Origin of the sequence: uncultured Duncaniella sp. (assembly GCF_910577345.1) — a bacterium.
Lineage (GTDB): Bacteria > Bacteroidota > Bacteroidia > Bacteroidales > Muribaculaceae > Duncaniella.
The window spans coordinates 17845-37872 of the sequence record NZ_CAJTMT010000030.1 but is presented as its reverse complement, the minus strand read 5'-3'; the positions used below and the strand labels follow the sequence as shown (position 1 = coordinate 37872).

General features: G+C 47.5%; 20 protein-coding genes. 11 read left to right on the top strand and 9 right to left on the bottom strand.

Annotation, left to right across the window (positions count from 1 at the left end):
• Positions 1-203: 203 nt before the first annotated feature.
• The 9 genes from QZ310_RS11425 to QZ310_RS11385 all read right to left on the bottom strand — a co-directional run bounded on the left by QZ310_RS11425 (position 204) and on the right by QZ310_RS11385 (position 8949).
• On the bottom strand, positions 204-461 hold the full coding sequence (locus QZ310_RS11425) for a toxin-antitoxin system protein (RefSeq protein WP_297072900.1): 258 nt from the start codon (positions 459-461) through the stop codon (positions 204-206).
• A 307-nt stretch (positions 462-768) separates the two neighbouring features.
• On the bottom strand, positions 769-2199 hold the full coding sequence (locus QZ310_RS11420; protein ID WP_297072898.1) for an oligosaccharide flippase family protein: 1431 nt from the start codon (positions 2197-2199) through the stop codon (positions 769-771).
• The gene (locus QZ310_RS11415; RefSeq protein WP_297072896.1) at positions 2196-3074 is read right to left on the bottom strand and encodes a glycosyltransferase; all 879 of its coding nucleotides are present in this window, start codon (positions 3072-3074) and stop codon (positions 2196-2198) included. Before QZ310_RS11415 ends, QZ310_RS11420 begins: the two co-directional genes overlap by 4 nt.
• Positions 3043-4200: a glycosyltransferase family 1 protein gene (locus tag QZ310_RS11410; RefSeq protein ID WP_297072895.1), complete on the bottom strand. Its 1158-nt coding sequence runs from the start codon at positions 4198-4200 to the stop codon at positions 3043-3045. Before QZ310_RS11410 ends, QZ310_RS11415 begins: the two co-directional genes overlap by 32 nt.
• Positions 4201-4307: 107 nt before the next feature.
• Positions 4308-5438 (bottom strand): N-acetyltransferase, encoded by a 1131-nt coding sequence (locus QZ310_RS11405; RefSeq protein WP_297072893.1) that lies wholly within the window; start codon positions 5436-5438, stop codon positions 4308-4310.
• Positions 5439-5440: 2 nt separating this feature from the next.
• On the bottom strand, positions 5441-6259 hold the full coding sequence (locus QZ310_RS11400; RefSeq protein WP_297072891.1) for a hypothetical protein: 819 nt from the start codon (positions 6257-6259) through the stop codon (positions 5441-5443).
• 439 nt (positions 6260-6698) lie between these two features.
• Positions 6699-8126, bottom strand: coding sequence for an AAA family ATPase (locus tag QZ310_RS11395; protein ID WP_297072890.1), 1428 nt, complete (start codon positions 8124-8126; stop codon positions 6699-6701).
• Positions 8127-8208: 82 nt separating this feature from the next.
• Entirely contained in the window at positions 8209-8562 is a 354-nt protein-coding gene (locus QZ310_RS11390) for a nucleotidyltransferase domain-containing protein (protein WP_297072887.1), read from the bottom strand.
• Positions 8563-8658: 96 nt separating this feature from the next.
• The gene (locus QZ310_RS11385; protein WP_297072885.1) at positions 8659-8949 is read right to left on the bottom strand and encodes a nucleotidyltransferase domain-containing protein; all 291 of its coding nucleotides are present in this window, start codon (positions 8947-8949) and stop codon (positions 8659-8661) included.
• A gap of 256 nt (positions 8950-9205) precedes the next feature.
• Here QZ310_RS11385 and QZ310_RS11380 point away from each other — a divergent pair, with 256 nt between their 5' ends.
• The 11 genes from QZ310_RS11380 (at position 9206) to QZ310_RS11330 (ending at position 20007) form a co-directional block, all read left to right on the top strand.
• Complete coding sequence (locus QZ310_RS11380; protein WP_297072883.1) at positions 9206-10102, top strand: DUF6268 family outer membrane beta-barrel protein; 897 nt, start codon at positions 9206-9208, stop codon at positions 10100-10102.
• A gap of 118 nt (positions 10103-10220) precedes the next feature.
• Entirely contained in the window at positions 10221-10976 is a 756-nt protein-coding gene (locus QZ310_RS11375) for a LytTR family DNA-binding domain-containing protein (RefSeq protein WP_297072881.1), read from the top strand.
• Between the two features lie 17 nt (positions 10977-10993).
• Complete coding sequence (locus QZ310_RS11370; protein ID WP_297072879.1) at positions 10994-11950, top strand: histidine kinase; 957 nt, start codon at positions 10994-10996, stop codon at positions 11948-11950.
• A 214-nt stretch (positions 11951-12164) separates the two neighbouring features.
• On the top strand, positions 12165-13052 hold the full coding sequence (gene rhuM / locus QZ310_RS11365) for a RhuM family protein (protein WP_297072902.1): 888 nt from the start codon (positions 12165-12167) through the stop codon (positions 13050-13052).
• 289 nt (positions 13053-13341) lie between these two features.
• Positions 13342-14646 (top strand): site-specific integrase, encoded by a 1305-nt coding sequence (locus tag QZ310_RS11360; RefSeq protein ID WP_297072878.1) that lies wholly within the window; start codon positions 13342-13344, stop codon positions 14644-14646.
• Between the two features lie 11 nt (positions 14647-14657).
• Entirely contained in the window at positions 14658-15842 is a 1185-nt protein-coding gene (locus QZ310_RS11355) for a hypothetical protein (RefSeq protein WP_297072877.1), read from the top strand.
• 83 nt (positions 15843-15925) lie between these two features.
• On the top strand, positions 15926-16867 hold the full coding sequence (locus QZ310_RS11350) for an ORF6N domain-containing protein (RefSeq protein WP_297072875.1): 942 nt from the start codon (positions 15926-15928) through the stop codon (positions 16865-16867).
• Between the two features lie 358 nt (positions 16868-17225).
• Positions 17226-17567 (top strand): DUF3853 family protein, encoded by a 342-nt coding sequence (locus QZ310_RS11345; protein WP_297072873.1) that lies wholly within the window; start codon positions 17226-17228, stop codon positions 17565-17567.
• Complete coding sequence (locus QZ310_RS11340; RefSeq protein ID WP_297072871.1) at positions 17555-18598, top strand: AAA family ATPase; 1044 nt, start codon at positions 17555-17557, stop codon at positions 18596-18598. Before QZ310_RS11345 ends, QZ310_RS11340 begins: the two co-directional genes overlap by 13 nt.
• A 190-nt stretch (positions 18599-18788) precedes the next feature.
• A complete protein-coding gene (locus tag QZ310_RS11335) occupies positions 18789-19565 on the top strand; it encodes a toprim domain-containing protein (RefSeq protein ID WP_297072869.1) in 777 nt (258 codons plus the stop codon).
• 10 nt (positions 19566-19575) lie between these two features.
• On the top strand, positions 19576-20007 hold the full coding sequence (locus tag QZ310_RS11330) for a DUF3408 domain-containing protein (RefSeq protein ID WP_297072867.1): 432 nt from the start codon (positions 19576-19578) through the stop codon (positions 20005-20007).
• Positions 20008-20028 lie beyond the last annotated feature (21 nt).

Sequence of the window (20028 nt, the reverse complement as noted above, 5' to 3'; positions counted from 1 at the left end):
ACTACCCGTTTTTTTTATTTTTATTTAAGCTGGTGATGGAATCATCATTTGGACTACGCAGCTAACATATTGCCGTCCGGCAAGGTGATTGGAATCTCATTTTGAAGCATACCAAGAAGCTCAAACAATTTCTCTTTCTTTTTAGAATTATTTGCGAAAGCCTTTGTAATCTTTCTTATATTGCGGAGTTGGTTTCAGCTTCTTCATAAGCCCATAGATTTTTCCATAGCTTCAATTGAGGATGAATCTATTGCCGGCACATCACGCAGTGCGCCGCTTTCGGCTTCTTTCATCGCTGCGAGGGTTTCGGCATTTGGCTCATGATAGGCGGCATCCAACAATAGTGTTTCCACAAAATTGTTGAGACTGCGGTTCTGACGCTTGGCCATAAGTTTCAGCCTGTCAATCAAATCAACAGGCAAACGGAAACTCTGATTTCTCTTTGTCAATGCTACATCCATAAATCTAATCTATTATACTGCAAATATACTACAAATATATTACAATAACAATATATATGCCCGCAAAGTTGTGTGACTATAGCAAGCATACAAGCATCACATTACAAGCATTATAGGAATAGAAAGAAGAGAAACATATAAGTACTTGTAGTAAATCTATAAACCGGATATACCGGATGCTATAAATTACAGATGACAAATATGATTTACCGTAATTTACTATTAACTTTTGTCTCTTCTGAGCTTTTGTTCTTCTGTATCTCCTTCCTTAGTCTTCTGTATCTCCCCCTAAAAAGGGGTGCTATCCCTACTTTCGTTTGTTCATGAGCAGGCGGCGCAGGCTGCGGAGGGAGAGGAGGCCGGAAATGACGGCGGGTATCAGAAGAAACAGCGGTGAGATAATGGATGCCACAATGATGGCTCCGACTGTCAGACACAACGTCAGGGATGCAAAGAGAACAAGCCGGCGAGGGAGGGCCTGACGATAACGGATACAGTAGACCCAGGCAATGATGATGACATAAAGCAGATACCAGAGCGTGTAGCTGACACCCAAACCCGCTATGCCCCACCAACGGTAGCATACAATGTTGAGAGCCAAGCCTGCGACAGCACTCAGCGACTCAGTCATCAGGAAAGTGTGACCGTCGCCCTTTGCAAGTATGACGTATGACATGCAGTATGACACCCCGCGCAACACCACGCCTGCCATCGCGATGGTGATGAAAGGCACTGCGGAGGCGAAACGGCTGTCGTAAAGGATATTGACAATATATGGAGCAAGCGCAATCAGGAAAAGCACCGCCGGAAACAGCAGCAGAAGCAGCAAGCGCATCTCATGGGCGACAAAGACCCGCAGACGCATCGCCGACCCGGCCACACGCGCAAGACGCGGATAGTATTCAGTGGCTATCGCTGCGAAAATCAAACCGACATAGCGGTTGACCACCGTATAACCGGCTTGATAGAAACCCACTTCCGAATCCCCGCCACGGACATTGAGCCACGCGACGAACACATAGCTCATGGCCTGCGCGATGAAATCGGCAGCAGTCATGTAGATACCGAGTATGATGAAGCGTTTGCCCAAGGAAAGCGTCTCTGACGCGGAGACCGGATGCTCAACGCGAATTCCGCGAGGACCGAAGTACAGGGTAAAGAAACAAGTGGCGCCCGCGTAGGCGATTATAGACGGGACAACACTTGAAAGCCCCCAGAAATAATACATCGGCACGGATACAATGAGCCCCACACCCGCACCCCACACAGAAGCCTTCGCAAGCCTCCGCAATTCTCCGAGACCTTGCAGAATGGCCTCACCGGCACTGTTAACACTCAGCAGGAAGATAACTGATGCCAGACCCATGTAGGCCAAAGTGTGGTCCGACGAACCGAAAGTCCACCGGCTCAGCATCGGCGCACCGGCAGCCATCAGCACCGCACCGAACAGACCCAATATCCATGCCCAACGCCTGACCACTGCAATAATCAACGCACGGTGTAAGGCTGTCGGTTGCGAGGCTATCTCACGCACCGAACTTGACGAGAGACCGAGTTGCGCAAGAGTGCGCACTGTCTCCACCGCATTGTTGAAGATGCCGAAGAGTCCGACACCCGCAGGGCCCAACCAAAGGGCAATGAGCTTGACCCTCACAACACCGAAGAGTATCTGGAGCATCCTGACCCCTCCGAAAAGGCCCATGGCTTTCAACACCCGCCCGGAGACAGTTCCGCTCATCGGCGCACCTCCTCCCAAGGGGTATTGACCCTCGACATTCCGATTCCTACACCACGCAGCATCTCGCGGAGCGCCGTGAGGAAGCGTGACTGACCGGCACGGTCAAGGCGACGAGCTTTCAGCACCACCCGCGCGGGAAAGGTGAAAGGATAGGCAAAATAGAGATAGGCACCCCAGGCGCGGAGCACACAGGGATCAGTGACCGGACGGTTTCCGGTCGTAGGCCCATCATGTGTGGCGATGACAATGGGGAAGAAACGGCAGTTGAGGTTCAGCCGCCGTGCAGTCAGCAGAAACATCTCCTCCTCCGCAGCATGAAGCCACGGCGACCCGAGGCCGAAAGCCGGATGGAAACGGAGTTCGGCGGCAAGACCGCGACGGCGCACGGCTATCTCGAATGATGTCTGATAGAAGCCCTTAGGCAAGCGTTTGCGGAGATCACACTCAACGGTGGGATATATCTTGCTGTCACCCACCCTACCCTGCGAATCCTCATACATGAAAGAAGCATAGTCGAGCGTGGAATCCTCCTCGAAAACCTTGCGGACAGCCTCGATGCGGGCTGCGGAGTAGCGGAGATCATCGTCGGCAATGAGATAGATGTCGGACGTTGAATTCTCGATGGCATTGTTGCGGTTGAGGCTAAGCCCCTTCTGACCGAGACGGAACACGCGCACATCACTTCTCGACGCAAGACTGTCGGGCACGGGAGCATCCGCATGTTCCTGCCACGACACTATATATGTCACCCCCTCCAAAGCGGGAAGATTCATTCCGGCCACACGGCGGATGCCATCGGGGGTGTAGGTGCATATAAGGACATCGAGTGTGAGCATGGCGTTATCAAGCTTGGAGATTTGACTGTTTTGATTCAAGACGGTTCTTCCAGAATTCAAGCGCACGGCGCGCAACGAGACGATAGTCATTGTGACGCACCACGAATTCCCTGCTCTGCAGACCACGCAGGCGCAGGCCGGCCGGATGGAGCACCACATCCTCAAGCGCCCTGACTACAGATTCATAGTCCGGCTCGACATGAAGCACGGGATGCAGCTCCTTCTCTCCTATGAAATCATAGAATTCCGGAGCACCCCCCGAAACGGTGTTAAGCCCGTAGGCCATCGCCTGAAGGGCATTGGTTGCAGGGGTGTAGCTGTAGAGCTGATCGAGGACAACGTGGGCCGATTTCAGCAGTTCGAGATATTCATCGTAAGGGCGATTCTCGACAATGACGAGTTCGGCCCGGTCGGGATAACGCTCCACGACTGCGCGGGCAGCCGTCTCCATCACGTCGGTGCCTTTTAAAAGGAGGCGTGAACGATAGCGGCCAAGGAAGAAGCGGATTTTGTCAGGACGGTCGGGCAGTTCGACAGGCTGAAGAGCATCAGTGTCAATCGGTATGCCCGCGTATGCGATTTTATCCGGAGAGAGGGAGCGGCGGAGGGCAACGTCATACTCATAGAGCGCGGAAATCGCGCCATCGACCGAAGAATAGACATGACGGTCAAGTTGAAGCATGTCATCGGCAAGCCAATCGTCGCAGATGTGAGGATTGGCCCGCAGATACGGAGAGTCCTCACCGAAGATTTTGAATTCGTTGTAGCGGAGGGGGCTTACAGGGTCGAGACATTCCTCGACGTATGTCGGATCCGTCCCGAGAGCTGTATAGAAGATAGAGCGGTTGGAGGCTTTGAGTCTATCGAAAACCAAACGCTTGCGACCCGGACGCAGCTCTATGAAGCTTTGAGTTGCGATGGACACCACATCAAAACCGCTCATGCGGCGCAACAGACCGGTCTGCAACCTCATCCAGAGGTCAAGGCCTCCCAACTTACCGCTGAAACGGCGACGCAGGTCGATGTCGCGACCCGTATTGAGCCAATATCCTCCATTGGAGGCGACGACCGTGTGATGGCCAAGCTCTTCCAGACCGCGCGCGAGTGTGCGGTGATACGACGATGCATCACCGACAAAAAGTATTTTCAGCGGACGGTCTGTCATGGTATGGTCATTTGGAATTCATCAGGCACGGTTGCCTACGAGGGTTGCCTTATTTTGATTGTCATCGGGCATACGCGCTACAGCGCGTCCCTACAAGGTCCACAAAATCAGAGTTTCTTACGGAAGGCGCGGCGACGGCGGTGCTGGCGCTTCTCGAAGTAGTCCCATTGCGACTGCACCTGTGAGTTGCTTTCAAGTTCAAGGTTGGTCTCGGCAAACTTCACGCCGTTTTTGATGAAGATGTTGAGAAGGTCGTAGAAGAAGAGCGAATTGACACCCTTGGACTGATATTCAGGCTTGACGGCAATGAGCAGCAGGTCGATGACATCGTTCTGCCCCTTCATGGCGCGGAGGATGTGATACCAACCGGTCGGGAAGAGACGGCCTTTGCACTTGCGCAGGGCGGCGGCAAGGGAGGGAAGTGTGATGCCCACTCCGACAAGACCTCCGTTTTTGTCAACCACAACACTGACATATTCCAGACGCAGGATGCTGAGATACATGTCGATATAGTAGTCAATCTGGCGCTCTGTCAGCGTACAGTATCCGTAAAGGTCGGCGTAGGTCTCGTTGATGAGATGGAAGAGCGCATGGCCGTATTCCTCCTTGATTTTCTTGGCGGAGGTGTATTTGAGGATGCGGAGATCATATTTTTTGAGGACGATCTCGGCGATGCGCGTCATCTTGTCAGGGACCTTGTCGGGGATGGTTATGCGATATTCCACCCAGTCGGTATCCTTCTTGTAGCCGAGACGCTCGATGTGGGCGGGATAATAATCATAGTTATATATGGTGGCCATTGTGCCCATCTCGTCGAAACCCTCGACGAGCATACCTTCGCGGTCCATGTCGGTGAAACCCATCGGACCGATCATCTCGGTCATGCCACGGTCGCGCGCCCACTGCTCGGCGGTTGCGAAGAGTTCGTCGACCACATCGGCATCGTCCGTGAAGTCCACAAAACCGAAACGGGCCTCCTTACGGCCTGTGGTCTCGTTGAGGCGGTCGTTGATTATCGCGGTTATGCGTCCTGCGGGCTTGCCGTCGCGGTAAGCCATGAAAGATTGCGCCCGACAATAGTCAAAGGCAGGATTTTTATCGGGAAGAAGGGTATGGACCTCATCAAAAACCAGATTCGGCACGAAACAGTCGTTGCCGTCATAGAGGTCAATCCCGAATTTCACATATTTCTTAATTTCGCTTTTTACAGGCTCTATAGCCTTTATTGTAACCGGCATAATCAGTTGGTGGATTCAGTTGTAACGCTTGAAGTAGTTTCCGATAACGGAGTGGGACGGTAGGGAGAGTTGAGCCAAAGGAGGAAGGCTATCATGGCCACAAGGAAGGCGATGATGGCTATATATATATTGTTGGGCTTGCGCTCTGCAAGGGCGAGGCGCAGGTCGTTGACATCGTGGTAACGCTTCTCGGGGTCGGGGTTCATGCACCGCTCGGCCACTTTGCGCAGACGCGGATGAGGAGTGCCCACCGCATCAAGAGCGGCGGTGAGGACTTCACCGTAGTTCTTGATATCCTCGCTCGCATCCTTGGGAGTGATGTGCGACTTCTGGTCGAAACCAACGTCGATGAGCTTGAGGTTACCGATATTTTCGGTGAAGATGATGCGCGAGGGGTTGAGGGGATGATGCTCGAGATGGTTGGTCTGAATATAGTCGAGCGCGTCGAGCAATTGATGCTGGAGCTTGGCGAGATGCTCCTCTGTCACCTTGCCCTCCTTGATTAGCTTGGCGAGGGAATCGCCATAGACATCATCGGTGATGATGCAGCGCCCGAGACCGGGGACATCCTCATAGTCATTAATCATGATGATGTGGGGATGGGCGAGATTGTAGCGCACCTCGAATTCCTTCTCAATCATCTGCTCATATTCGGGCTGACCCTTCAGCTCGGGGCGGAGGGTCTTAAGCATCAGCCATTTGCCAAATTTCTTGGCCGTATAGACGTGGTAAAACTCCTCGTCCCATTCGGGAAGATGCTCTATCTCGGTCCACTTTCCGGTGGACGTTTCGGCAGGAGGATTGGAGGGATTGTTGTCCATATATTCAGCGGTTTAGGCCACAAAGATACAAAAAATTTTAGAGTGTGTCTAAAAATAAATGTTAACACGAGGGCCACCAATCTTTGAGGGATTTTTTCTTAACGATAAGGGAGTGCGGTGGGTCAAGCCCACACGCGAGCTCTGAAGAGGTTGTGGCCTTTGCCACTCGACCGCATAGTTAAGAAAAAAGCACCAAAGAGTGGTCGTGCAGGGTTATCAATTATCAATTCACACATATTTGATTAATGATTCTAAATTTTTCGATTACATAGAATATGTCTGTAAAAGTTACCACGGCCTCCCGTCTTTCGGGTGTATTTTGTGCTTTGTCTCAGTCGTGTACATCAAGTACACTCCTTCAACTGCACCACAAAATCCCCTCCGAAATACGGGACCCTCGTATTAACATTTCTTTTTAGACACACTCTCATAACCACGCTCATTCGCACATCGCTTCGTCGGGGTTCATGTAGTAGAGATGGCCGGTGGCACGGGATGTGGCCGTGTAGAGCCAGCGGTAGAAGTCGAGCCCCTGCGCTTCGGGGGGTATGCCTCCCATATCGACGAAAACGTTGGGCCACTGGGCACCCTGGGCCTTGTGGCAGGTGACGGCGTAGGCATATTTCACCTGCAGGGCATTGAAATATTCATCGGTGCGCAGACGGCGCATCCGTGTCTCGTAAGGGACATCGGGAGCGTTGACCTCCGGGTCGGCCATGCGGGCCTGGGCAAGCGCCTCCATCTTTTCGCGCGGAAGCGAAGCACTTTCGTCGGTCAGTGTGTCGAGGAATATCCTGCACTCGACATCCACATCCCTGTCGGGAAGATTGAGGGTCACGTTGGCGAAGCGAAAACCATACTTCTCCTCCGTACCGTGGACCGCAGCTACAACCGCCACGTCGCCGTTGGCAATGAAGTCGAGTCCCTTAATTTTAGATGACCATGTATAGTTGTTCTTGGCTATCAGAAGCCGTTCACCTTTGACAAGTTCCTCCTCACATTCGAGAATCTGCGAGCGGATGCCGAGATTGAACGCCGTGGCCCGGCGGTTGGAACGGGTGATGATGGTTGTCGCGGCCGCTCCGTCGGTACGGTAGCAGTCGCTGATGGCGTCAAGCACCTCCTCTCCATCGAGGATTGAGACATCCGAATAGCCTGTGAGTATGATTTTCGGTTCGGGAAGGGGATCGACGAGCATAGCGCGGCGTAGCCATGTGGCATTGCGGAGAATGCCTGAATTGCGGGCCTGGCGGACGGTGTCGGTCAGGATGGCGCGCGAGACGTGAAGCCCCAGTTCCTTGTAGCGCTTCGGAGCCATTGCGGGACTTTCGACGCAACCCACCGGAGGGAGCTGGGCAATGTCGCCGAGGAGGATGAGACGGCAATTGTCGCCTGTAAAGACATATTGAAGGAGGTCTTCGAGCAGACCGTTGTTGGGAGTCATGGATGTGCCCTCGGCTTCGTGGTCACCTATCATGGAGGCTTCGTCGACAATGAAGACGGCGTTGGTGAGACGGTTGTCCTGAAGCATTGTGAAACCGCCGGAAAGGTTGCCTGAGGGACCACGGTAGATTTTGCGGTGGATCGTGTAGGCGGGATGCGAGGAATGTGAGCTGAATACCTTGGCGGCACGCCCCGTGGGAGCGAGAAGCACGACCGGCCGCTCGACCTCTTCGAGTGCCTTTACAAGCGCACCGGTGAGCGAAGTCTTGCCGGTACCCGCATAACCGTTGATGATGAAAACCGAGTCGGAAGGAGTGGCAGAGGAACAGAAACGCGCAAGAGCGTCAATAAGCAAACCCTGCTGCTTATTGGCGGTATAAGGCAACTTCGCCCTGACCAAATCTGCAAATTCTCCGACAGTCATAGTATTATGATAAACGTTTACAAGGTATAAAAGTATATATTGACAGCGGAGATTTTTACAAAGGAATGAGTCTGAATGGTCATTATTGATTCAACAACCGCATGACTTCCTCCTTCAGGACAGGAAGATGTCTAACGAATAATAACCGCTTTGTAGAATCAACCTCTTTCCGGAAATATGGATTGCGGATTGCTCTATTGACAACCATATCTACCTTGCGTCCCACTACCGACTCGATGGCATGGATGAAATCAAAATAATTATCAGCATAATCAAGGAGTTCAATCTTACCCTCATCGAACTCCACAAGAAAATCCACATCGCTTTCATCATTGAAGCGGGATGTTAGGATTGAGCCGAACACCCATAGCTTGGCAACCTTATACCTCTTGCACAAGGCGACAATCTTGTCCATGTTCAACTCAATCAGTTTCATACGGCAAATATGACGGATTTATACCGATAAAACAAAAGCGAATCTTCAATCTATGAAATGCTAATTGATGTGTCTGTCAAATATTTTTCTATTCGTTCATCCATAAATCAAGTGTTTGGTTGAGTCGAGTTCCTCACGGAAAAACTTGTTGGTGACTGCATCGTCACATACAAGGTCGATTCTGCGTCCAAGCAAACCTTCCAACTCATGCATAAAGTCAAAAAATATGTCTGCCCAGTCAAGGTTTTCACGATTTATGGTTTCCGAGTCGAAATTAACTGAAAAATCCACATCGCTCTCATCATTGAAGCGGGGAGTGAGAATCGAGCCGAACACCCATAGCTTGGCAACCCTGTACTTCTTGCACAGGGCGATAATCTTGTCCATGTTCAACTCAATCAATTTCATACGGCAAATATAACGGATTTATACCAATAAAACAAAAGCGAATCCTGAATTGCCTCAAGATTCACTCGGATTGGGGAGGCATAGTGACCCTACCACGCTCCCGGTCCCGCACTTTGACCATACCGTCAATGTTTCCGGTCATCGAATTCCACTTCTCATCCGCCGGAAAACACCGCCTGTCGGAAATTACTTGTCATGAGCTGTCAGCGACCATAATTTTGCATCAAAAAAATATATGAGATTTACAATTTTTATCATCCTTCTAATCACCGGCCTGCTCGTCTCAGCCCAGGGTTTCATCAGTTACGACTATTTCTCATCAAGCCGAATGCGTGAGACTCCCGGCTCACGCCTCGGATCAGGCGGAATGTATCTTGTTTCCGGCTCCTACAATATTCCATTGGTTGTCAAGATGCACGATGAATCAAGATCGACCTCATGGGCAATAAACATCAGTGCCGTATTCGCGGAAATGTCCAATAAAGGTGAATCTGCCACCCTCAACCCCGGAAGTATTATAAACAGCGGCCTCAGCATCATCCATCTCCGTCCGCTCTCAGAAAAATGGGACATTCTGGCAAGCCTTGGAGGCGGGGTATTCGCTCCCGCTGATGAGATTTCGGCTAAATCTATTCTCGGAAGCGGAGGAGTCATTTTCATCTACCGTATGAACGATAATCTCAGCCTTGGAGCCGGAGGTGGAATCACCAACTCCTACGGCCCACCCATGGCCGTCCCCATGCTCTATCTGAGTTGGCAAAAGAAAGGCAAATTTTCCTGCAGAATCGACATGACTACCGGAATCAAAATCTCGGCTTCCACCCGCTTATGGAAACAATTTCACCTTGAATTCACCCCGATGGAAGTTGACGGACTGACGGCTGTGATGAAAGTTGACGGTAAAAATAAAATCTATTCAATGGCCATGCTGCAATCCTATCTATCTCCGGAATATAAGTTCACGGATAAATTCACCCTCTTCGCACGAATCGGCGGAAACTGGATAAGAGGTGTGAGCATAAGCAACCGAAGCCTAAAGGGGTTCTTTGACAGTTTCAACGATGATGACAAGGAAGATCCGTATTTTCAAGCAGCCCTCAGACTATCAACCGGTATCAAATTCAAATTCTAAAAAATTATCTACCTTTGAGCTTCTGAATGATTCATATAAGCCATCGGGACCATTGCTCCGAACGGAGTGCATGAATGAATCCTGACCACCCGACTAAAAAACGACCACAAGAGAACCAATGATACGCTACCTTATCATCGAAGACGAACTTTTGGCATACGAAGAACTGAAAAGAATGATGGACCGCCTGCGGCCCGACTTCCAAATGGCGGGCTGGGCACAAAGTGTCGCACAAAGCGTGACACTACTTAAATCACAGAGTTTCGATTTAATATTGGCCGACATCACATTGGCTGACGGCTCTTGCTTCGAGATTTTTGAGCATACCGACATATCTATTCCTGTGATATTCACCACAGCGTATGATGAATATGCAATCAAAGCATTTAAAGTCAACGGAATCGACTATCTTCTGAAGCCAATCGAGCAAAGCGAACTTGAAGGGGCCATACTCAGATTTGAGCGGGAATCAATAAAAATCGGTTCCCGACAACAGATGGCTCAACTCCAGACCATGTATACGACTGTTCCCAAGACCCGATTCATTGTCCGTTGCGGCGATTCTCTGCTGCCAGTGTCCACAGACGATATTGCGTTCTTCTATAGCGAGGATAAATACACTTATCTGCAATTATTCTCCGGGAAAAGTCATATCATAGACTATACGCTGGACAATCTTGAGTCGACCCTCGACAACAGCCGGTTTTTCCGGACTTCACGAAATTGCATTGTCAATATCAGCAGTGTCACACGATGTTCCAAACTTTTCGGAGGTAGACTGAAATTGTATTGCAAGCCCGAACTTCCGGTGGAGGCCTCCGTAAGCCGTAGCCGTGTGAAGAACTTCATCGACTGGATTGAAGGAACCATCTGACTAAAAACGCCTAAATAATGCAACATAAATATATAGTCCTCTTCATCATCGTCATCTCAATATCATTCATTCCATTTATCGGGATATACAGTCTGATGAGCGACAAACCAGAAAATCTCATGGATAGCCTGTTGACGAACCTGCCGGTGTGCCTTCTCATCGGTGGTTTTGATTATTTCTTCATAAAGAAGACAGCAGGACTGCCTATCGCCAACAATTCTATCCGGCTGATAATAGATTTGATTGCGACGACGACCACATGCGTATTTATAATCTGCGTTCTGAACTATCTACTGACAGATTTCACCGTGCGCGACCTCATTCGTTCAGCACTTCCTGCCATACCGTGGAACTGGGTTGTCACCCTGCTGATTGAACTTTTCTTTTACAATAACCGCCAACAGGAGATTGAACGGGAAAAGGCAAACTATCAACTTTTCGCACTCCGTAATCAAATCAATCCCCATTTTCTCTTCAACAGCCTGAATGTCCTGGCTTCCTTAGCCTACACTGACGGTGAGAAAGCCAACATTTTCACCAAAAGACTCTCAGCAGTATACCGTTATCTATTGTCCAACCGCGACAATCGCACCGTAGGGATTGACGAGGAACTTGATTTCACAAATAAATATCTGTATCTTGAACAAGTCCGTTTCGGAGATTCCATCAAAGTCTCAACAGATGACATGCGCAGTGGAAAGACCGGCTCCATCATTCCCGCGAGCATTCAGATGCTGGTTGAAAATGCCATCAAACACAATATGTTCTCAAAGGAATTGCCATTAGAACTAAAAATAGTCATCACCGACACAGAAATCACCGTCTCCAACAATCTCCGACCACGCAACACTTCTGCAGGCACAGGCATAGGGCTTCAAAACATAGAACGGCAGTATGCCCTGCACAACAAACAAGTCACCGTATCGCGCACCGGGACCGATTTCAAGGTCACAATCCCTGTAATCGCATCCTGACTGATAAAGAGACTTGGAGGAACTTGAAGATTTGAAAGAACAATTTGAAGAATTGAGGGGATATTATGGTCAATATTACAGCGTAATAGACTGAAATACCGATTATTTTTTGTATTTTTGCTTCGAGAGTAATTTTTGTGGCCGCGTACCCTGCATGGCTACACTTCCATTGATTCTGAACATGAACAATCAAGAAAGCATAAATAGGGATTCCATGCCTGAGGAATATTCGTCGGAAGGCAATGAAATCATACTATATCAACCTGACTCTACTCTTGCGTTAGATGTGAGAGTGGAAAGTGAAACAGTTTGGCTCACTCAAGCCCAGCTTGTTGAGTTATTTGCATCAAGCAAAGCAAACGTGAGTGAGCATCTTAAAAATGTTTTTGAGTCCGGTGAATTGGATAGAGAGGCAACTGTTCGGAAATTCCGAACAGTTCGGATTGAGGGAGGTCGCTCTGTCACTCGAAATTTGGACTACTTCAATCTTGATGTTATCATATCAGTAGGTTACCGAGTAAATACGAAGAGGGGCATACAGTTTCGCCAGTGGGCAAGTAAGATTCTGAAAGAGTACATGCTGAGAGGATACTCAGTAAATCAACGTCTATCTCATCTTGAAGATAAAATTGACCGTCGTTTTTCTGAATACGATAGACATCTACTGCAACTTGACAATAAAATTGATTTCTTCGTCAGAACATCACTTCCTCCGAAAGAAGGTGTATTCTGCAATGGTCAGATTTTCGATGCTTACGAGTTTATCTGCCGATTGGTAAGATCAGCCAATAAGAGGATTATTCTCATTGACAATTATGTTGATGAGTCAGTCCTTACCTTGTTTGATAAGCGAGGAGACGGCGTTAAGGCGGTTATATACACCGATGCTGAACGTTCAAAGCAAATCCGTCTTGACTTGCAACGTCACAACCGTCAATATGCTCCTATCGAAATAAAGTATGTGGCAGACATCCATGACCGTTTCCTGGTTGTTGATGACACCCTCTATCACATAGGAGCATCAATCAAAGACCTCGGCAAGAAATTGTTCGCATTCTCAAAAATGGAAATAGCGCCATCTGTAATTCTCGATACACTTTAAGGTCACAAATTTTGCAGGTCCCTCAGTTCGCACCCTACATTGTATGTGTTTTTGCAGGGGGTAAAAATGAAAACCGCCGCAACTTTTTGAGTTACGGCGGATGTTGCGTTGGATTTGGTGGAGTATAGCGGAACGAAAATATGAGGTACGTGAACAATCACAAACGCTCAGTTGTTTGATACTCGGTCAATTATGCTTATGGTGTGAAATGTTAACAATCGTAAAGCGTATTTTGACGTCATTCAAAATGGGTGTAATTTTGGGTGAGACAAACCTTAACACCCAAATTATGAATATCAAACGCAACATAACTTTCAAACTCGAAAAACGTAAAAACAAAGGTGTGGACATCGTTGAAAACGTACCCATCCGTATGCGTGTTACTTATACCGGCTCACGCATTGACTTCTCTACTGGTTATCGTGTTGACGTGGCTAAATGGGATGACACAGTTCAGCGTGTAAAATCCAAGACCACAAACAAACTCCACCAAACGGCATCAGAAATCAATGACTATCTTGATGAGATGCGTACCGAACTTCAGAAGATATTCAAAGAGTATGAAGTAAAGGAGTGCATTCCTTCTCCGGATGAGCTACGGGTGACATTCTCAGAAAGAATGAAAGGAGAATCGTATAAGGAGAAAAATGTAGAGGTTGCTCTGGAGGAGACTCCAACAATAAGCCTGTGGGAGCGATTTGATGAATTTGTCAATATCAATGGGCATAACAATAATTGGGAGAAGTCAACGGTCGCAAAGGTAAATGTTTTTGGACGCCATCTTCGTTCTTTCCGTGAGAACCTAACCTTTGAGGACTTGGATGAAAAGGGTATCGCTGCATTCCTTGACCATCTTCAAGAAACGAAAGGTATGCGTAATTCAACGCTCAGTAAAATGTATGGTATTCTTCTTTGGTTTATGAAATGGGCTTTCAAGCAGGGCTATCATACCAATAACGCTTATGACAGATTCAAACCACGCTATAAAAAGCCGGAGAAAACCATCGTATTCCTTACCGTTGAGGAATTAAAGAAAGTTGGGAATGTCGTGATTCCGTCTGACAAGCAATATCTTGAGCGAGTTCGCGATGTATTCTTCTTTTGCTGCTGGACAGGCTTGCGTCATTCTGATGTCTATAATCTGCGCAAGAGCAACATTAAATCTGACCATATTGAGTTGACAACCGTAAAAACTTCGGACACACTACGCATAGATCTAAACAAACATAGCCGTGCTATTTTGGCTAAATATGCAGAAATTCCATTCCCAAAGGAAAAGGTTCTGCCGGTTATCAGCAATCAGAAAATGAATGATTATCTGAAAGAACTTGGTCGTTTGGCTGAGTTAGATGAGCCAATTACGCAGACTTACTACCGACAGCGTGAACGGATTGATGAAACTCGACCAAAGCACGATTTACTGTGTACTCACACTGGACGCAGGTCCTTTATTTGTAACGCCCTTGCATTGGGTATCCCACCACAAGTTGTTATGAAATGGACGGGGCATAGTGATTACAGTGCCATGAAGCCATATATAGCAGTGGCGGATTCTATCAAATCAAAGGAAATGTCCAAATTTGATAACATATAACACTTAAATTAATGCTCACCCCAAAGAAACACATTGAGGAACTCACAAATCAAATCGCCCGTTTCACCGCTATAACCAAGACTTATCTTGACGGCGGTGAGATAGAGCTTGACGATGCGATAGCATTGGCAAAATTCGGTTATATATCAATTGATGATGATGCCCATACGGATGTTATACGTAGTTTCAAAAACTCACCTGAACGAGGAGTTATCAAGCGTTTGTCAAAAGAGATAGACAAATATTATGCGCTCATTGAAAACTATGACTGGGATCCTGATGATTTCGACCTGATGTTGGTCCTTGACCGCAACATCTGCAAGGAATATGAGGCATTGTGTCGTGATAGCATTTTCAAATCCGACGATGCCAACAAGAAGCAGATTGAAGATTTCCGAAAGACGATTGACGCGATAGACAATCGCACTGACGGACCATGTGTATGGAATGGTCGGTCACAGATGGAGTTGGATTATGAAACAAAATGGGGCAGTGTATTCGATTCTATGGAGGAGATGATTACCCGTTACCAAGAATTCTTGAAGTTCAGAACTCTGCGCGGATATACAGAGCATTTTACTTATTACAGTATTCACGATTTTCTTTCGTCATTGGAAATTGCCATTGAGTATGTGAACGATTTGGTAAAGGTGGAGAATCCCCTTGATGTGATGTTTGGAGATAGTGATGAAGAAAACTCACTTCTTTCTTTGATAAAGGGTGCCAAATCAACAGACGATATAATAAATCGGATTTGGGAACATGGTTTTGATTCAGAGGATAAGGCAGACTCGAAAGATGAGACCGAAACGGATAAACCAAACCTACCCACGTTCTTCAATCTGTTGCAGGTTGACCTGATTCATAAGGTGTGCAACAACGAACAATTTGAACACATTTCACCCGGAGATATGTATTCAATCATCAATTTACAGGATTGTCCCCGGAGGTTAAAAGTTCGCTTCGGCGAGAAAAACCGGGTATATTTCTTCATATTTTTCTTTGGAGAAATGATTGATGCATCACATAGGGCTATGTGGCGAAAGAGCATGTGTCATCATCTGTGTATGTCTTACAGCACCTATAATTCCAAATATACGGAATTGCGGAGCCGTCCATCCAAGAAAGACGAAAAGTTCTTGGAAAAACTTGACGACTTGAAAGAACAGTTTGAAGATTTGAGAGAGGCCTCTTGATAAAACTATAATCGGTATCGCAGCGTAATCGGCTGAAATACCGATTATTTTTCGTAATTTTGCAATCACAATAACACTGGCAGATGGAAGATAAAACAGACAAAAATATAATAAAGGCCTCAGACGTAAATGCAAATGTAGGTTCGGCTTTAATGCCAATTGAAAATTTGATATACGTCATCAGAGGACAACAGGTAATGCTCGATAGCGACTTAGCTCGCCTGTATGGAGTTGAGACCAAATACCTCAAAAGAGCCGTGAAATCCAATATATCTCGGTTCCCGGCAGATTTTATGATAGAGCTTTCTCTTGAGGAACTCGATAACTTGAGGTGCAAAAATTGCACCTCAAGTTCCGGCAACGGTCACGGTGGTACCCGTTACAAACCGTATGCTTTTACCGAACAAGGAGTTGCCATGCTTAGCAGCGTATTAAGGTCTGAGCAAGCTATCGAGATCAATATTCGCATTATGAGGGCATTTATTGCCATGCGAAGCTTCTTGCAGACAAATGCGCATGTGTTTCAACGGTTGGAAACATTAGAGCACAATCATCTTCTTTTGCACCGTCATATCTCCGAAACGGACAAGAGGATTGACGAGGTGCTGACTCGTCTTGATAATAAAGAAGCTGAACCAATTGAGGGATTCTTCTTTGACGGTCAGATTTTCGATGCATATACTCTAATCTCTGATTTGGTGCGTAAGGCCAAGACAAGAATCATTCTTATTGACAATTATGTAGATGATAGGATTCTAAAAGTTCTTGACAAGAGAGCCGATGAAGTAACTGCAACAATTTATACAGACCCAAGACATTCCCATATAGAGAATGATTTGCGTAGGCATAATGCCCAGTACCCGGCAATCACAGTTCATCATTGCTCAAACGTACACGACCGTTTTCTTATAATAGACGATACTATCTATTTCATTGGAGGATCAATCAAAGACCTTGGTAAGAAAATAGTCGCCTTCAGCCAAATGCACCAAAATCCTGATGATATCTTATCTAAAATTAGGTAGCTGTAACTCTATTTCGACGTTACACTGATAAAAACCTATAAAGGCTCTGCTTCGGCAGGGCTTTTTTCGTTTCATGCAGCCCCAAATCACAAAAATCATCCAAAATCAGAAATAGGTGGTATTCCGCTACCACTGATTTACCACTGTATATCATTCGATACCACCCACGATTTTACTACATAACAATCTAATAATCAACATTAAATTTTTTATCAAAATTTCTTCATTTCCCTAATTTTTACCACTTGGACTCCACTCGAAACGGCTAGTAATTTTGCATTGTCGAGGAACGATTCCCGGCTCTTGTAGAGGGAGGCAATCCCAACGCGAGATTTGTCAAATTAAACCCATATTGCCTATGGAACTTTCAAGTATTTTAGGTCTGCCTCTGGGCCTTATGACAGGGGCACAGTTTCTAACCCTTATGTCGGCAGCGTATGCCACCCGACAGGAAACGCAGCTTGCTACAGCCACTGTCACCGATGTATCGGATAGCAAGAAGTACGCCTATGGTATTTCCGGCATCTGTGATATTTTCGGATGCAGCAAGCCCACCGCGCAGCGTATAAAGCGGTCGGGAGTGATTGACGAAGCGATTATACAATCCGGTCGTACAATCGTGGTTGACCGTCAGAAGGCTCTTGCACTTGTCAAGGAGGACAACGAGAAGAAGAAGGGAGGACGCAGATGCAGGAAGTGAAAAACGACATCCTCAAACTGTGGGAGGAAAAACAGCTCCGTATAACCGATAAAATCCAGGTCGCGCCAGAGGTGCTGTATGCCAACGGCAGCGTTATCGGTACGCTCGGCAACTTTTCGGCTTCCACCGGTAAGGCTAAAAGCAAAAAGACTTTCAACGTGGCAGCCATTGTCGCGGCATCGCTGGTCAATGGTAAGGTCTTAGGCTATACTGCGGAGTTCCCGGATGATAAGCGCACCATCCTCTACTTCGACACCGAGCAAAGCCATTACCACTGTCAGAAGGTGATGGAACGCGCCCTGCGTCTTGCCAAACTCCCGACCGATGTTCACCCCGACAATCTTAAATTCGCTGCCTTGCGTCAACTTACTCCCGTGATGCGCCTTGAAGTGATTGAACAGGCGATAATCAACACGCCCAACGTGGGATTGGTGGTGATAGACGGTGTCCGCGACCTGATGTATGACATCAACTGCGCCAAGGAGTCAACCGACCTTATAGGCAAACTGATGGAGTGGACTGATAAATTCCAGATTCATATTCACACCGTCCTGCATCTCAACAAGAGCGACGACAATGCCCGTGGTCACGTTGGTACGGAGCTGAACAACAAGGCTGAAACAATATTGCAAATAAGCCGCAGCAAGACGGATGAAACCGTGTCGGAGGTGTCAGCGGCTATGATACGAGCCGCTGAGTTCGACCCATTCGCTTTCCGAATCAATGACTACGGTCTGCCGGAGATAGCAAGCGGATATGTATTCACCGAGCCGGGCAAAAAGAAATCAGACCCATTCCCATATAAAGAGCTGACGGATGAGCAACACCGTGAGGCATTGGCGATAGTGTTCGCAGACGGGCCCGTCAAAGGATGCCGAGAGTTTGAAGCTGCGTTGAAAAGAGGATATGCCGCGTGTGGCCACAGCTACGCGAATAATAAAGTAAAGTCGCTCAAATCTTTTCTTGACAACAAGAATATGATTGAGTATGCCAACCGTCAGTACCACTATCATCCGGATTTCTACTTTTGAGAAACACCATTTTTGGTTTGGTTTAGCAAATGGCATATATAATAGAACTCAAACCAAAAACCAGTAATCCACAAAACATTTTAGACCCATGTTGAAAGAGATAAAATCAATCCCTTTAGCCACCTTCTTGTCTCAACTCGGACACTACCCGGTTAAAACACAAGGCAATCGGCTGTGGTATAAGTCGCCGTTGCGACAGGAACATACGGCATCATTCAAGGTGCAGACCGACATCAACTGTTGGTATGATTTCGGTATTGGCAAAGGGGGCAACATCATCGACCTTGCAGCCGAACTCTATCATTCCAACGACCTGCGCTATCTGATGGATTGCATCGCCCGATGTGTTTCAGTGCCATCATCGCATACAGTCGCTTCCTTTTCTCCTCAGCGACACTCTGCACCGAGTTTCACAGACACTGAGGTCGTGCCATTGCGACACCACGTACTTGTCGCTTATCTCCAAGAGCGTGGTATCCCGGCACAGATTGCAGCCGAACACTGCAAACAGATACATTACAGTTGCCGTGGCAAACGGTATTATGCCGTTGGCTTCGCAAATGAGAGTAGCGGGTACGAGACGCGCAACAAGTATTTCAAAGGTTGCATCGCTCCCAAAGACATCAGTCTGCGACGCATCCGTGATGGTCCGTCAACAGATGTTGCCGTGTTCGAGGGGTTCATAGACTATCTGTCGGCTCTCACACTCGGCATAATCCAAGGCATGGATGCAATCATACTCAACTCGGTCAGCAATGTTGGCAAAGCTATCAAATATCTCCGTGATTACAACACAATCAATTGCTACCTTGATAACGATAATGCAGGTAAATCCGCATTTGCCGTAATATCTGCTGAGTCCGATAATGTGATTGACTGCTCCACTCTTTACACTCAGTTCAACGACCTAAATGAATTTCTGATTCAGTCAGCGAACACAATCAACTTAATTTCTCAACAAATATAAACTTCTGATTATGGCAACAAACGCTAAATCTTCCGCTATCGAGTCATCCAAGATGACTGATGCACCACAATTACTCCAAGTTACAAACAACTCAAATTCCTCTGACACTATGGAGAACTCAATGTTTCCCGAAGTTCAGCCAACCGCTGAACAGATTGTGACCGCTCAACCTAAGCCGTCACGCACCAAAGCCAAACAGCGCAGGTCGAACATCGAAGATTACCGTAAGGAGTTCTTTACTCCGATTAAGCTTACTCCGAAAACAAAGCATCAGGTGTCAATCAGCAATGACACGTTTGACCGCATCGAGCGTATTGCCCGACACTTCGGAGGTCGCGGCTATACTGTCGGGAGCCTTGTCGAGCACATCATCATCGACCACTTGGAGGCATACGCCGACATCTACGACGGCAGGTATTCACAACTCGGTAAGTCGCTTTAATCGCCATAGCGACTATAGTCA